At 75.7% G+C, this 14,291-nt stretch carries 13 protein-coding genes; 4 read left to right on the forward strand and 9 right to left on the reverse strand.

Features of this window, described 5'->3' with window-relative positions:
- The 3 genes from ACFQ8Y_RS07900 to ACFQ8Y_RS07910 all read right to left on the reverse strand — a co-directional run.
- Positions 1–697: glycosyltransferase family 4 protein (locus ACFQ8Y_RS07900; protein WP_430585115.1), on the reverse strand; the 697-nt coding region annotated here is incomplete at its 3' end.
- An 11-nt stretch (positions 698–708) separates the two neighbouring features.
- Positions 709–1,992, reverse strand: coding sequence for a glycosyltransferase family 4 protein (locus ACFQ8Y_RS07905; protein WP_430585116.1), 1,284 nt, complete (start codon positions 1,990–1,992; stop codon positions 709–711).
- Complete coding sequence (locus tag ACFQ8Y_RS07910) at positions 1,979–3,253, reverse strand: glycosyltransferase family protein (RefSeq protein WP_430585117.1); 1,275 nt, start codon at positions 3,251–3,253, stop codon at positions 1,979–1,981. Before ACFQ8Y_RS07910 ends, ACFQ8Y_RS07905 begins: the two co-directional genes overlap by 14 nt.
- A gap of 130 nt (positions 3,254–3,383) precedes the next feature.
- On the opposite strand from ACFQ8Y_RS07910, the gene ACFQ8Y_RS07915 reads away from it, so the two are divergent.
- A complete protein-coding gene (locus ACFQ8Y_RS07915) occupies positions 3,384–4,766 on the forward strand; it encodes a DUF4232 domain-containing protein (protein WP_430585118.1) in 1,383 nt (460 codons plus the stop codon).
- Positions 4,767–4,797: 31 nt separating this feature from the next.
- Here ACFQ8Y_RS07915 and ACFQ8Y_RS07920 read toward each other — a convergent pair whose 3' ends face one another.
- The 3 genes from ACFQ8Y_RS07920 to ACFQ8Y_RS07930 form a co-directional block, all read right to left on the reverse strand.
- Positions 4,798–5,409 (reverse strand): hypothetical protein, encoded by a 612-nt coding sequence (locus ACFQ8Y_RS07920; protein ID WP_430585119.1) that lies wholly within the window; start codon positions 5,407–5,409, stop codon positions 4,798–4,800.
- The gene (locus tag ACFQ8Y_RS07925) at positions 5,406–7,391 is read right to left on the reverse strand and encodes a LamG-like jellyroll fold domain-containing protein (protein WP_430585120.1); all 1,986 of its coding nucleotides are present in this window, start codon (positions 7,389–7,391) and stop codon (positions 5,406–5,408) included. The genes ACFQ8Y_RS07920 and ACFQ8Y_RS07925 overlap by 4 nt, the downstream gene beginning before the upstream one ends.
- 154 nt (positions 7,392–7,545) lie before the next feature.
- Positions 7,546–9,396: a cytochrome c biogenesis protein DipZ gene (locus tag ACFQ8Y_RS07930; protein WP_430585121.1), complete on the reverse strand. Its 1,851-nt coding sequence runs from the start codon at positions 9,394–9,396 to the stop codon at positions 7,546–7,548.
- A 128-nt stretch (positions 9,397–9,524) separates the two neighbouring features.
- Here ACFQ8Y_RS07930 and ACFQ8Y_RS07935 point away from each other — a divergent pair, with 128 nt between their 5' ends.
- On the forward strand, positions 9,525–10,211 hold the full coding sequence (locus ACFQ8Y_RS07935; protein WP_430585122.1) for a fasciclin domain-containing protein: 687 nt from the start codon (positions 9,525–9,527) through the stop codon (positions 10,209–10,211).
- A gap of 111 nt (positions 10,212–10,322) precedes the next feature.
- Here the strand turns inward: ACFQ8Y_RS07935 and ACFQ8Y_RS07940 are convergent, their stop codons facing one another.
- The 3 genes from ACFQ8Y_RS07940 to ACFQ8Y_RS07950 all read right to left on the reverse strand — a co-directional run bounded on the left by ACFQ8Y_RS07940 (position 10,323) and on the right by ACFQ8Y_RS07950 (position 12,924).
- The gene (locus tag ACFQ8Y_RS07940) at positions 10,323–11,051 is read right to left on the reverse strand and encodes an anti-sigma factor domain-containing protein (protein ID WP_430585123.1); all 729 of its coding nucleotides are present in this window, start codon (positions 11,049–11,051) and stop codon (positions 10,323–10,325) included.
- The gene (locus ACFQ8Y_RS07945) at positions 11,044–11,616 is read right to left on the reverse strand and encodes a sigma-70 family RNA polymerase sigma factor (protein ID WP_430585124.1); all 573 of its coding nucleotides are present in this window, start codon (positions 11,614–11,616) and stop codon (positions 11,044–11,046) included. The genes ACFQ8Y_RS07940 and ACFQ8Y_RS07945 overlap by 8 nt, the downstream gene beginning before the upstream one ends.
- Before the next feature lie 159 nt (positions 11,617–11,775).
- Positions 11,776–12,924 carry a 3-deoxy-7-phosphoheptulonate synthase gene (locus ACFQ8Y_RS07950; RefSeq protein WP_430585125.1) on the reverse strand — a complete coding sequence of 383 codons (1,149 nt, stop codon included), beginning with the start codon at positions 12,922–12,924 and terminating at the stop codon, positions 11,776–11,778.
- 374 nt (positions 12,925–13,298) lie between these two features.
- Between ACFQ8Y_RS07950 and ACFQ8Y_RS07955 the strand changes: the two genes are divergently transcribed.
- Positions 13,299–13,796 (forward strand): NUDIX domain-containing protein, encoded by a 498-nt coding sequence (locus ACFQ8Y_RS07955; protein ID WP_430551282.1) that lies wholly within the window; start codon positions 13,299–13,301, stop codon positions 13,794–13,796.
- 30 nt (positions 13,797–13,826) lie between these two features.
- Entirely contained in the window at positions 13,827–14,213 is a 387-nt protein-coding gene (locus ACFQ8Y_RS07960) for a DUF5655 domain-containing protein (protein WP_430585126.1), read from the forward strand.
- Positions 14,214–14,291 lie beyond the last annotated feature (78 nt).

The following is a 14,291-nucleotide window of genomic DNA, read 5'->3' on the forward strand; positions in this document are numbered from 1 at the left end:
GCCGCATTCTTCGCGCGGACGCGTTCACGGGCGCCAGGGCGCCCTCCACTTCGGGAGGGATACGTCCGCGCGAAGAATGCGGCAGGGCGCGGCTGCTTCCGTCCGTGGCTGCCCGCGTGGAGGCCCGCGGGGTGATCCGGGCGGTGTCCACGCCGTTCGCCAGCACGTGGACCTTGGCGGGGTGCTCGCCGGCGCGGTCGGCGGCCCAGGCCGCGACGGGACCGCTGACGGCGACGACGGCCGTCGCGGCACCGACGGCCGCGCGGGCGCAGCGCTCGGCGCCGACCTCGTCGACCAGGTCGCGGTGCGTGCGCTGCTCGGCCACGAGCGGCGCGTTCACCTCCAGCACGCTGGGGACGCCGGCGTCGCGCGCCCACGCCGTCGCGGCCGTGCCCCACAGGGAGTAGCGCTCATAGACCAGGTCGAGCGCCCCCTCGCCCGCGACGTCGCTGAGCACCTCGCGGACGAGTGCGTCCGCCTCCCGCAGCGCGACCTCGCGCTCCGCCGTCGACCGGGTCGGCGCCACCGGGACCTCGTGCACGACGACGTCCGACAGGTCGGTGGGGACGTCCCCGCCGGGGCGCGTCGTCACGATGTGCACCTCGGCGCCCGCGCGCACCAGCTCGCGCAGCACGGCCTGCACGTGCACGGACGACCCCTTGCGGCCGAACACGGGGACGCCCGGGTCGGAGCTCACGTACGCGACCCTCATGCCGCCCTCCCCTCCGCGACGGTGGCCGCCGCGCTCTCCAGCACGTCCAGCAGGCGGCGGGACGTGCCGACGACGTCGAACTCCGCCTCGATGTGGGCGCGTGCGCCGTCGGCGAGGCGGGCTGCCTCGCCCGGGTCGTCGAGCAGGGCGCCGAGCGCCGCGGCGAGCGCGGGGGCGTCGCCGGGCGGCACGAGCCGGCCGGTCGCGCCGTCGTGCACGGCCTCGGGGATGCCCGTGACCGGCGTCGAGACGACGGGGGTGCCGAGGGCCATCGCCTCTAGCAGCACGGTGGGCAGGCCGTCGCGGTTGCCGTCAGCACCGAGCACGCACGGCGCGGCGAAGACGGCGGCACGCGCGACGACGTCGCGCACCAGGTCCTGCGGCAGCGGGCCGTGGAACGTCACGTGCTCCGCGCGGTCCCGCAGCAGGCCCAGCGCGGCGGCACGGTCGCGCAGCTCGGCCTCCTGCGGGCCGGACCCGACGAGGTCGAGGTGCACGTCACGGCCGTCCGCCACGAGGAGGGCGAGCGCGTCGAGGAGGTCGCCGAACCCCTTCTTCTCCACGAGGCGCCCGACGGCGCACACCCGCCCCGGCCGCCGTGGCGCCGTCGCGCGGGCGTACTCGTCGAGGTCGAGCCCGTTGTACACGCGCACGACGCCGCCTGCCGCCGGCCCGTAGGTGTCGCGCAGGTGGGCGAGGTTGTGGTCGCTCACGGTGACGACGGCGCGCGCGTCGGCGAGCTTCGTCCGCAGGTCGGCGGGGTCCACCGACTCGTGGAAGATGTCCTTCGCGTGCGCGGTGAACGTGTACCCGATCCCCAGGACGGCGGCGGCGAGCCGCGCGACCGTCGTCGCGACCGACCCGAAGTGCGCGTGCAGGTGGGTGAGCCCGGCGTCGTGCGCGGCCGTCGCCACCCACAGCGCCTGGACGGCGTCCTCCGGGTCCGCGGCGAGCAGGTCCGCGAGGGTGGCGGCCGGCAGGCCGCGGAGGTCGAGCCGGTCGTGTGCCTCCGCGAGCGCCGACCAGGCGTCCGCCGCGCGGGTCGCGCGCGGCACGAAGCGCACCGGCGCGGCGACGGCCGCGAGCGCCGCGTGGAACCGCGTGTCGACGGGCGCGCGCAGGGAGAAGATCTCGATCTCCAGGCCCCGGCGCTCCAGGCCCCGCACCTCGTTGACGACGAACGTCTCCGAGAAGCGCGGGTACATCTTGGTCACGTAGCCGACTCGCGGGGCGCTCGTCGCCATCAAGGGGGTGGTGTGGGTGATGTCAGGCCGTGGCACGGTGCTCCTCCTCCTGCTGGTCCTGCGGGTGCGGGGTGGCGGCCCCCGCGCGGGCGGGGGTCGCGACGCGGTCGGCGAGCCCGACCACGAGCTCAGGGACGCGCGCCAGCCCGTCGAGGTCGACGTCGACCTCGGGCCGCCGGGGCGCGTCGTCGGCGGCGGTGCGGGCGAGCCAGGCGCCGACCCGCTCGGGGGTGATCGGGCCGACGAGGACGTCGAGCAGCCCGAGGTCGGCGAGCCGGCAGGCCCGCACGAGCTGCTCGGCGCGGGGGTGCGTGCGCGGCACGACCAGGCCGGGGCGGCCGGACGCGAGCAGCTCGCACACGGAGTTGTAGCCGCCCATGGTCACGACGGCGGCGGCGCCCTCGACGAGGGGGACGACGTCGCGGACGAACGCGTGCACCTCGAGGTCGTCGCGGCCCGAGGCGACGGCGTCCAGCCGGTCGCGGGCGGCCGCCGGCAGGTACGGCCCGGTGACGAGCACTCCCCGGTGGCCCGCGGGCAGCGGCGCGGCGGCGAACGCCTCCGCGAGCGCCGCGCCGTCCTGCCCGCCGCCGACCAGGCAGAGGACGTAGGGCTCGCCCTCGCGCACCGGCTCGTTGAGGGGCGTGGACGCGCGACCGCGACCGAGGTATCCGGTGAACACCGTGCGGGCGGAGATGTGGTCGGGCAGCGCGTACTCGGCGAGCGGGTCGTAGACGTGCGCGTCGCCGTACACCCACACCTCGTCGAAGAACCGCTCGACGACGGACGTGCTGCGCTGCTCGTGCCACTCGCGGACGGCGACCTCGGGGGTGTCGAGCACGTCGCGCAGCCCGAGCACGCACGCGGTCCCGCCCTCGGCGCGCAGCCGCCGCAGCGCGGGCAGCAGCTCGCCGCCGACGCCGAGCGGCACCTTGTCCACCACGAGCACGTCGGGGCGGAACGCGGCCAGCGCGCCGTCGAGCACGCCCGCCCGGACGCGGACGACGTCGTCCAGCGTGCCGCCCCAGGCGCGTGGGCCGTAGCCCCGGTCCGGGTCCTTGCCGACGCGCGGCAGCGTCACGACCTCCGTGCGCTCCGGCAGCGGCAGGCTCGTCGCCTCCCGCGCGCCGGACAGGAGGAGGACGTCGACGTCCGGGTCGGCGTCCACCACCGCGCGCGCCAGCAGCGACGTGCGCCGCACGTGGCCGAGGCCCTGCGTGTCGTGGGAGTAGAACGCGACCCGGCGTCGCGCCGGGAGCTCGGGTTCGACCGCTGATATCTGTCGCACCCTGGTCACCCTGCGGAGGTTGCCTGAGTCACGGATGAGGCGACCATGAGGGGGTTCTCATCCGGAAGGGCGCAGCATCTGCACAGGGCACGCCCAGGTCCGCCGCTCACCCGTCCCGCGGGTCTGGCACGCTCCCGTCGTGACCCGACGACGCATCTTCGTGCTGGTGAGCGCCCTGATCGTGGCCGCCGCGCTCGCGGCTCTCGTCGTCGTCGGGCGCCCCGGGGACCCCGTGCCGGACGAGCTGCGCGCGGCCGCCAGCCGGGTAGCCGACCTCCCCGGCGTCGTCTCCGCGGAGGTCACCGGCTACGAGGTGGCCTTCCGCGACGCGAAGGACGGCGACGTCGCCCTCGCGACGGTCGACGTCGTGCTGGACGACGGGCTCTCCCCCGAGGCCGCGAGCGCGGCCGCCGCGCGGGCGGACGGTCTGCTCGCGGCGACGCGGGTCGACGGGGTGCGCACGCTGTCCCGCACCACGGCGGTGCACACCGGCGACCCGCGGACGGTGCATGGCGTCGAGGTCTACCCGCTGACCGCGTGGGTGACCGAGGACGGCGACGCGTCCTCCGTCGCTGACGCCGTCGTCCTCCGTGACGCCGGCGCGACGACGGTGAGCGGCGTCAGCGCGGAGGCGGCCGACGGAGAGGGACTCGTGCGGCTGGCGGAGGAGGCCGCGGAGCACAAGATCGCCGCGTCGCTCGGCACCGCCGACGACGCCGTGCGGTACGACGCCTCCGGGCGCGTCCCCGTGGTGGCGGCCGCGCGGCTGGCCGTCGACGCGGCCGGGCGGCCGGGCGTGGCGTCGGTCGTCGTGCACGCGGGGTTCCCCGCGGGCACGACGGCGGCGGACGACACCGCGCTGACGCTCCAGGTCGGCCTCACCGGGCCGACGTCGTCCCCCGAGGCGGACGGCGTCGCGCGCTGGCTCGACGACCCCGCCCGCGACGCCGGGGGCCGCCACCTCGCGTACACGCTCACCGAGCCGGGCTACGCCGCGCGCGTCGACGGCTGGGTCGCGGCCGCGCCGCCCCCGACGCCCGAGGAGCACACCGTGCCGCTGCCCGCGGGCGTCGGGGCGTGGCCGGCCGACGACGACGCCCCGGCCTGCGCGGGCGACGACCTCCGCCTGACCCTCGGCACGCCGGACGCCGCGGCCGGCGGCCGGTATCTCGCCGTGCTCGCCGAGAACGTGTCCGGGCGGCCGTGCGCCCTCGACGGCGTGCCGCGGCTGACCTTCCGGGACGCCGACGGCGAGCCGCAGGACGACGTCACGACCGAGCCGTCCGCGCCTGGCATCGTCGCGGGCCGCGTCGTCGTGCCGGCGGGCGAGCGCGCGCTGGCCACCGTGCAGTGGCGGGCCATGTCGACGGCGAACGACCCGGACGTCACCACGACGGTGGACGTCGCCGCCGTCCCGGACGGAGATCCGGTCCCGCTGACCCCGACCGCCGAGCTCGACGTGCTCGACGGCGCCGAGGTGCGCGTCGGCCCGTGGGCGCAGGCGGCGGAGGGCTGGTCGTGAGGCGTCACGCACCTCGACCGGCGTGAACGGTTCATTCCGTGCACAGCTCCGTGATCTCGTCCTGGAACTGTCGCGAGCCGAGGTCGAGGTCGCTGACCCACAGCATCTTCTCGAGCTGGACATCCGTCTCCCGCGCGATCCCGAGCGAACGGACGCGGACCGGCGCGTGCTCGATCCCCGTGCGCATGCCCGCCGGGCCGCCACGATTCGCGTCCGCTTCCAGCCGCCCCCAGGGACCCACGACCCACATCGCCACCTCACGGCCGGGCGGGATCTCGACCGTCTCGGTCGTGCCGGGCGGCGGGCCGTCCGACGGGTCGAACGCGAAGTCGTCCCGCGGGTCGGCGGCGACCGCGCCGAACCGGAAGACGTCGGGCAGCAGGCTCGTCACGGTGATCGGCCAGCGGGCGTCGTTGCGGACGGTCTGCACGACGGCGACGTCCTGGTCCGCGGCGAAGAGCGCCCAGAAGCCCTCATCCGGGTACGTGCACTCGTCCCTGTAGCCGGCGCCCGACGAATACATCGACCCGAGCTCGACGTCGGCGCTCGCCGACAGCCCCCACCACCCGCCGAGGGCCGCGGCCGCCAGCACCGCCGCGCCGACGACCGCGACGGTCGAACGCCGGACCCGCCGTGTGCTCACATCGCCCCGAAGCACCAGCGCCGGATCTTCGACTCGTCCTGCACGGAGTCGAGCACGCGGACGCCGTCCACGGCGCCGCGCCAGGCGCCGCCGCCGACGGTGATCGGCCCGGACGGCGCGGCCGTGAGCGGCCCTGCCTGCGCCCGACCGGACCGTACGGGCGCCCCCATTCCGGTGAGGGAGCAGGTCCACAGGTCGACGGCGCCCGTCGCGGCGTTACGCATCCCCGCGAGGAAGACCCAGCTGCCGGGCTCGGGGGCGACACCGGACACCGCTGTCGTCGACGTTCCGCCGTCACCGGTGGCGACCGAGAACGCCCAGCAGGTGCCGGTCGCCGACGTGCAGGAGTCGTCGGCGACGGTGCCGAGCGTGAAGCCCGGCCGTCCGTCCTCCCCCTGTGTGACGACGGACGCGGTGGCGCCGTCGGCGTCGGGCCGCACGAACGCCGCCACGGTGACGTTGCCCGCCGCGTCGACGACGGCGCCGTCTGTCGCCGCCACGTCGGAGTCGGCGTCGAAGGTCAGCGCGCCGTCGCCCGGGACGCCCCAGGGACCGGGCGACCACAGGTCCGTGCCAGACAGGGTGAGCGCGTTGCCGCCGCCGAGGGTGCTGCCCGCCGTCGTCCCCGCGAGCTCGTCGAACCACCAGGTCGCACCGCGGGCCACGGGGTAGGCGACCACGAACCGGTACTCCCGCCGCGGGCCCACGTTCCCCGCGGCATCCACCGCCTGGGCGTACAGGACGGTCGGGCCGGCATAGCTCGGCGTGAGCTCGACGACCTCCCCCGGCTGCGCGCGGTCGAACAGGGCGTCACCCACGGTCGAGTACTGCACGTAGGCCACGTCGTCGGAGCCCGGCACGTCGAACCGGAACCCGCCGGTCATCCCGACCCCGCCCGCGGTCCCGTCCTCGAGGTAGACGGCGGGGTACCCCTCGACCGGGGTGACGACGGTCTCGCCGGGTGCCGTCACGTCCACCGTCAGCTCGCAGCCGACCGGCTCCGTGACGTCGCCGCTCGGCAGCACCGCCTGCGCCGTCCACCCGTACGTCCCGCCCTCGGCGAGGACCCCGTCCGGGACCTTGACGGAGTGGGTCACCCCCGACGCCTGCGGCGTGGTCGGGACCGACCGCCACAGCTCGTCGCCCGTCGCGAGGTCGCGCACGGCGAACTCGGCGCTCATCGAGGACGGGAACGGCTCGCGCGCGTTGGAGAGCTCGGCCACCAGGGTCGGCGTCGTCGAGCGGACCGCCGGGCGGTCGTCGCCCGCCGCGCACGACGTCTCCGGGCGGACTGTGCCCAGCGCGACGACGGTGTCCGTCGCCCGCAGCTCGACGGTCAGGGTCGCGTCGGGGCCGAAGGCTGCCCGACCGCAGCCCCGGCAGTCCTCGTCCGCCGCGGCGAGGCCGAACGCCAGCGGGCCGCCGGAGCGCACGGCCTGCCCCACGGCCCGGGTGACGTCGACGTCGACGCGCCGGTCGCCGCCGCAGCCCGCGCCTGAGAGGTCCACGCCTGTGGACCTCCACCCGGGCGTCGAAGCGGACCACGTCGTCGCCGTGGTCACGGCCGGCACCGCGTGCACCCGGACGTCGTCGATCCCGCACGCCTGGTCACGGCCCACCGGGAGCGACAGCGTCGCGGCGACCAGCACGCCGTCGGCCAGCGCGGCCGGGTCGCCGAGGTCCCCGAAGTCGTAGGCCACGCGCTGCACCCCGCGCGCAGGGCAGCCCCGCCCGCCCTCGCCGACGCACTGCCCGACGACACGGTCGCCGTCGAACCCGAAGCCCGCCGTGCTGGTCGGGGCGCCGCTGCGCAGCGCCGTCCATGCGAGCGGGCCGGACTCGAGGACCACCTGCCCGCTCGGTACCTCCGTCGTCTCGAGCTGTGGTGCGGCACCGGGTGAGGCCGTCGCCGTCGTGGCGCCTCCCGTCAGCACGAGTCCAGCAAGGGCGAGCGCTGCCAGGAGCTGACGTCGTCGAACCACCGTTGACCACCGTTCGTCGTCCTCGACGCGACCCGCGCAGGTCGCCCGGACCGTCGCATCCCGGACAAGTCCGACCGAAAGGTAGCGGATCCTGTCGCCCCAGCGAACCGCAGGACCTGTTTTTCACCCGCTCGCACCGACCCCGGCGCGGCCCTCAGCCGAACGTGAACGTGTAGACCGCGATGCCGTCGGGCACGTCGAGCTCCACGATCCCGTCGGTCTGCCCGTCGCCGCGCAGCACGTCGTACAGGGTGGGGTTGCCGGCCACGTCGATCTCGCGCTCGGCGCGCACGCTGCCGTCGTCGGCGAGCACGCGGGCGGTGACCGTCCCCTCGCCGCCCAGGACCGCGAACACGTCGGTCGAGCGGTAGGCGAGGCGGAGGGTGGCGTCGTCGGAGGCCGCCGTCGCGCCCTGGAAGTCGACCTCCCACGTGCCGCCGAGGGAGAACGTGTCCGTCGGCTGCTCGTCCGGGTGCTCGTAGTCCTGCTTCCCCGAGCCGTACTCCGGGCCGCCGGAGTAGTTGAACACCTTGTTGAGGGCGAGGTACGTCTCCGGCGTCGTCTCCTCGCCGGGCGTCGTGTCCGCGACGTCGGTGGCGGGCGGCAGCTCGACATCCGGGTCGGCGGCGCGCAGCAGGTCGCGGACGTGCTGCTCGGTGACGCCGTAGTCGCCCTCGCCGTGCTTGATGTACCGGACACTCCCCTCGGCGTCGATCAGGTACTCGGCGGGCCAGTAGCGGTTCCGGTACGTCGTCCAGGTCGAGTACGAGTTGTCCTGCGCGATCGGGTACTCGACGCCGAGGTCGCGGGCGCCGGCGACGACGTTGCGCGTCTCGCGCTCGAAGGCGAACTCCGGCGTGTGCACGCCGATCACCTCGAGGCCGGCGTCCCGGTACGCGTCGTACCAGGCGCTCACGTGCGGGATGGCGCGCTGGCAGTTGATGCAGGAGTACGTCCAGAAGTCGATGAGCACGACCTTGCCGCGCAGGTCGGCCAGGTCCAGCGCCGCACCGTCCGGGGTGTTGAGCCACCGGGTGATGCCGGTGAGCGGCGGCGCGATGCCGCAGTCGGCCAGCTCCGCCGACCCGTTGGCGCAGTTCGACAGCTCCCGGTTCGCGTCGGTGACGATGCCGCCCAGGTCCAGCGCGTCCTGCACGGAGGCGTTCTCGTCGACCTGCTGCTGCAGCGCGCCGGTGTAGTCCGGCAGCGCGCGCTGCAGCTGCTGGGGCAGGTTCAGCGCGAGCGCCCCCGCGAGCAGGAGGACGACGACGCCGCCCGTGACCCGGATGCCGCGCTGGTGGCGGCGGAACGCCGAGACCCGTTCCGCGACGCGCCGTCCGGCGAGGGCGAAGACCAGCAGCGGCACCGCCGCGCCGACGGCGAACGACACCGTGAGGGCCACCGTCCCCGGCCCGATGTCTCCCGTCGCGCCCGCGACCGTGATCGCCGCGAGGACCGGGCCCGCACACGGCACGTAGAGCACCCCCAGCCCGAGGCCGAGCACGAACGCGCCCCGGTCCTGTCCGGCCGCGCGGCGCGACCCGAGCGACGCGAGCCGCAGGAAGGGCCGCTCCAGCACCTCCTCGAACCGCGGCACGATCATCCCCACCCCCAGGGCCGCGAGCAGCACGATGCCCACCCAGCGCAGCAGGTCCTGCGGCAGCCCGAGCGCGCCGAGGACCAGCGAGCCCAGCAGCGTCATCGTGCTGAAGCTCAGCACCAGCCCGGCGATCACGAGGTAGGGCCGCCACGACCGCGCACGGCGCCGGGCGGGCCGGTCCGCCGGTCCGACGGCGGGGGCTCCTTCGCCCGCCGTCGCGACGCCGGTCTCGACCTGCCCGCCCGCGCCCGTGCGCACCGCCGTCGGCACGTCGAAGCGCAGCGCCGGCTCGCGGGCGCCCTGCACCCCGCCGGCGAAGAAGATCACCGGGAGCATGGGCAGGATGCACGGCGAGATGCCGGTGATGAGGCCACCGAGCAGGCCGATCAGGACCAGGGTCTCCATGCCCGTCGTTCGGAACGGAGGGGCCGGCGGATGGGATCGCCGACGACACCCATCCGGTGCGCCGCCCACTCCGAACCCCGGACGAGCGCCCCGGGACCGGAGGGGCGACGACGCAAGGAGAGAGAACGATGAACGTCCGCACTCGTACCCGCACCGCCGCCGCCGGCTTCGCCACCCTGGCCCTGCTCGGGCTCGCGGCCTGTTCGTCCGACTCCGGCGCCGACGCCGGGTCCGGCTCCGAGGAGACGATGACGGAGGAGTCGCCGATGGCCTCCGAGGAGCCGTCGGAGGCCATGAGCGACGACATGTCCGCCGACCCGGCGGCGAACCTCGTCGGCCCGGGCTGCGACGCCTACGCCGAGCAGGTGCCCGACGGCGCCGGCTCCATCACGGGCATGTCGACCGACCCGGTCGCCGTGGCCGCGTCCAACAACCCGATGCTGAAGACCCTCACGCAGGCCGTCAGCGGCGAGCTCAACCCCGACGTCGACCTGGTCGACACGCTCAACGGCGGCGAGTTCACCGTGTTCGCGCCGGTCGACGACGCGTTCGGCAAGGTCGACCAGGAGACCCTCGACACCCTCTCCACGGACGCCGACCTCCTGACCACGGTGCTCACCTACCACGTCGTGCCCGGCCAGATCCTGCCCGAGGACATCGTCGGGGAGCACGAGACCGTCCAGGGCGACACCCTCGAGGTCACCGGCTCCGGCGACGAGCTCAAGGTCAACGACGCCAACGTGATCTGCGGTGGCGTGATGACCCAGAACGCCACCGTGTACCTCGTCGACTCGGTGCTGATGCCGCCGATGTGACGCCGCACCGGGCATCCGGTCGTCCGCCCACGAGGCTCGTAGGGCCGCCGCACGCAGGGGGTGCGGCGGCCCTCGGCGTGCGGGGATCTTCTGCGGACCGGTGTCCGCGGGTCAGGACTCGATCGCCAGCACGGGGTCGGTGGTCGGCTGCGCCGAGCCGCCCGCGGGCTCCAGCGTCACGGCGACCACGTGCCCGGCGCCGCCCTCGACGAGCGCGCGCGACACGCCGCCGGAGGCCGTCGGCATCAGGCCCGCGGACACGGGCGTGTCGTCGGCGACGATCCAGAGCTGCCAGTCGTGACCTTCGCCCGGGGCGGGCATGCCCTCGGCGGAGACCAGGACGTCGCCGCCCGAGACCAGGGCGGTGGCCTCGCCGCCGCCCTCCACGGGCGCCGTGACGAGGCGCGCCTCCGGGTCGGCGAGCATCTGCGCGACCCGGTCGGCCTGCGCCTCCAGCCGGACCGCCTCGCGGTGCTCCTGGACGGCGATCGTGGTCGGCACGGCGACCGCGACCACCGCGGCCGCCGCGGCGGCGACCAGGCCCCAGCGGCGGCGCGGCCGGACGGCGGGCGTCGCCGGCGCGCCGGTGGCCGCGCCACGTGCCGCGGCCTGCGGCATGCCGACCACCCGGGCGAGCACGGCGTCGCGCACGTGCGCGGGCGGCTCTTCCTCCACCGCGAACGCGGCGACGACGTCCTGGTACTCGTCGAGGGCACGCCGTGCGTCGGGCTCGGACTCCAGCAGCCGCTCGACGGCGCGGCGCTCGAGGTCGTCCACGGCGTCGAGGGCGTACGCGGGGAGCAGGTCCCAGGCGTCGCGCGTGGCGTCGTCGTCAGGCACGGGCCACCCCCAGGCAGTCGCGCAGGCGGCCGAGGCCGTCGCGGATCCGGCTCTTGACCGTCGGCAGCGCGGCGCCGAGGCGCTCCGCGACCTCACGGTACGTGCGGCCCCCGTAGTAGGCCTCGACGACGGCCTCCCGCTGCGTCGCCGTGAGCGAGTCGAGGCAGCGTCGTACCGCCGCGCCCTCGAGCCTCCGCTCGACGTCCTCGGCGACGACGTCGTGCACGGGGGTCGCGGTCGAGGCGTCGAGGTCGCGCTGGTCGCGGTCGCGCCGGGACTGCTCTGCGCGGACGCGGTCCACCGCCCGCCTGCGGGCGAGCGTCGCGACCCAGGTGCGCGCGGAGGCGCGGGCCGGGTCGAACCGGGCTGCGGTCTGCCACACCTCCACCATCACCTCCTGCGTCACCTCGGCGGCGTGGTCCGGGTCGCGGAGCACGCCGACCGAGACGCCGTACGCGACGGGCGCGAGGGCGTCGTAGACGGGCCCGAACGTGACCGGGTCCGCACCGACGCACGCCACGAGGGCGGCGTCGGCCGACCTCGGAGGCGTCGTGGCTGGCGGCACCTGGACAGTCTGCCGTACCGGCGCGGCCGGATCGATCGCCATCGGCTCCCCGCGTGTCCGGTCCCGGACCGTCCGGGACACCTCAGGTTCGACGCCGGCGGCCCCGTGGATGGGTCGATGCCGTGTGCCGCGCGTCACGCCGCACGCACGACGGCCCGATCAGGCCTCGCGGCGCGCGCGGACGGCGGCGGCCAGCGTGCCCAGCAGGTCCGCCGTGGTGTCCCAGTCGAGGCAGGAGTCGGTGACGGACTGGCCGTAGACGAGCCCGTCGAGCGGCCCCGGCTTCTGCGCGCCCGCCACGAGGAAGCTCTCCATCATGAGGCCGGTGACGTCCCGCTCGCCCTCGGCGACGCGCGCCGCGAGCTCGCGCACGACCTCGGCCTGCCGCACGTGGTCCTTGCCCGAGTTGCCGTGCGACGCGTCCACCACGACGCCCGCCTCCACGGCCCCGCCGAGGCCGGACGTGCGCGCCACCGCCAGCGCGTCCGCCACGTCCTTCTCCGAGTAGTTCGGGCCGCCGCGCCCGCCGCGCAGGATGACGTGGCAGTCCGGGTTGCCGGTCGTCTCGACGGCGGCCGCCCGCCCCTCGGCGTCCGCCCCGAAGAAGGTGTGCTCGCTCGCCGCCGTGATGCAGCCGTCGACGGCGATCTGCACGTCGCCGTCCGTCGCGTTCTTGAAGCCGACCGGCATCGACAGCCCCGACGCCAGCTGCCGGTGCACCTGCGACTCCGCGTTGCGCGCGCCGATCGCGCCCCAGGTCACGGCGTCGGCGATGTACTGCGGGCTGGTGGGCTCCAGGAACTCGCACGCGGCGGGCACGCCCGCGTCGAGCACGCCCAGCAGCACCTCGCGCGCCAGGCGCAGGCCGTGGTGCACGTCGTGGGAGCCGTCCAGGTGCGGGTCGTTGATGAGGCCCTTCCAGCCCACCGTGGTGCGCGGCTTCTCGAAGTACACCCGCATCACGACGACCAGGTCGTCGGACAGCTCGCGCGCCACCGGCGCCAGGCGGCGGGCGTAGTCGAGCGCGGCCGCCGGGTCGTGCACGGAGCACGGGCCGACGATGACGAGGAGCCGGTCGTCCTCGCCGCGCAGGACGTCGCGCACCTCGCGGCGGGACGTCGTCACGAGGTCGCTGCGCGGGGTGCCGAGCGGCAGCTCCGCCCGCATGACGCCGGGCGCGGGCAGCGGGTCGAGCGCGCGCACCCGCAGGTCGGAGGTCTCTGCCATCAGGTCAGTATGCGGCCGGGCGGGTTCGGACGGCGCGGTGCGGTCGGTGGCGGCGGGGGTGGCGCTGGTGGCGGTGCTCATCGCGGGGCTCCTGGAGGGTGTCGGCGGCGGGGCGGTCGGGGTGGAGGCTCGGCGTCGTCGTCGCGGCGTCTTCTCGAACCGGGGTCCATGCCCGACCGGAGCGGCCCGTCTGACGACGAAGGGCCCCGGACGCGTGATGCGTCCCAGGCCCTGTGCTGGCTCCGGAGTAGTCGTCGGTCAGGCGTCAGCCCGCCGAGCTCCTACCGGAGCCGGCGTAAAGCGCCAATACCAACGGGTGTCCACGACGAGGACGGTACGTCGCCGTCCCCGCCTCCGTCCACTCGCGTCCACCATCCGGTCCGGCAGCCCGGTCCGGCAGCCCGGTCCGGCGGCCCGGTCCGGCGACACCGGGCGGACCCTCGTAGTGTCGACGCATGCCGGTGCCCGACTTCGTCTCCGCCCTGCGCTCCCACGTCGGCCACGACCTGCTGTGGCTGCCGGGGGTGTCCGCCGTCGTGCTCGACGACGACGGCCGGCTGCTGCTCGGCCGCCGGGCCGACAACGGCCTGTGGGCGGTGGTGTCCGGGATCCTCGAGCCGGGCGAGGACCCGGCCGTCGGCCTGGCCCGCGAGGTGCTCGAGGAGACGGGCGTCGACGTCGTCGTCGACGCGCTCGTGGCGGTCACCGTCACCCCGCCGGTCGAGTACCCGAACGGCGACCGGTCGCAGTACCTCGACCTGTGCTTCCTGTGCCGGGCGGCGAGCCCTGCCGCCGCCGCGCGGGCCCACGTCGCCGACGACGAGTCCACCGACGTCGCGTGGTTCGCGCCCGACGACGTCCCGGCGGACCTCGCGCCGTCGTCCGCGGAGCGGCTGGGACACGCCCTCGGCTGGCTCGCCGCCGGCTCCGGGGCCCCGTACTTCGTGCGCTGACCGTCCGCCCGCCCCGAGAGGAAGGCGCCCGTGCCGACCCCCGCCACCCCGTCCACCCCCGAGGAGCTGTTCGCGCACTCCCCCGCGGGCCTGGCGATCTGCCGGGCGTTCGCGGACCTCGTCGCGGACGTGACGGGCGACGACGTCACGACGCGCACCACGAGGACGCAGGTCGCGTTCCGCCGCCGGCGCGGGTTCGCGTTCGTCTGGCCGCCGTGGGTGGGGGTCCGCGACCACGTCGACGCGCCCGCCGTCGTCACGTTCGTCCTCCCGCGCGAGGACCGCTCCCCGCGCGTGACGCAGGTGGTGCACCCGACGTCGAGGGCGTGGACGCACCACGTCGAGGTCCACGACGCGGCCGAGCTGGACGACGAGGTCGTCGCCTGGGTGCGCGAGGCGTACGACGCCGCGGGCTGAGCACGTCCGTCCCGGTCCGCGACACGTGCTCCCGTTCGTCTCGCGGGTGAAACGTGGAAGTGGTTATGTGTGCCCCGC

This window comes from Isoptericola sp. NPDC056605 (assembly GCF_042792795.1).
Classification (GTDB): Bacteria; Actinomycetota; Actinomycetes; order Actinomycetales; family Cellulomonadaceae; genus Isoptericola.

Bases quoted from the DNA above. Each gene is read 5' to 3' on its own strand.
- ACFQ8Y_RS07950 (WP_430585125.1), bottom strand. From the start codon at position 12,924: ATGAGCACCGCCACCAGCGCCACCCCCGCCGCCACCGACCGCACCGCG.
- ACFQ8Y_RS07930 (WP_430585121.1), bottom strand. From the start codon at position 9,396: ATGGAGACCCTGGTCCTGATCGGCCTGCTCGGTGGCCTCATCACCGGC.
- ACFQ8Y_RS07955 (WP_430551282.1), top strand. From the start codon at position 13,299: ATGCCGGTGCCCGACTTCGTCTCCGCCCTGCGCTCCCACGTCGGCCAC.
- ACFQ8Y_RS07935 (WP_430585122.1), top strand. From the start codon at position 9,525: ATGAACGTCCGCACTCGTACCCGCACCGCCGCCGCCGGCTTCGCCACC.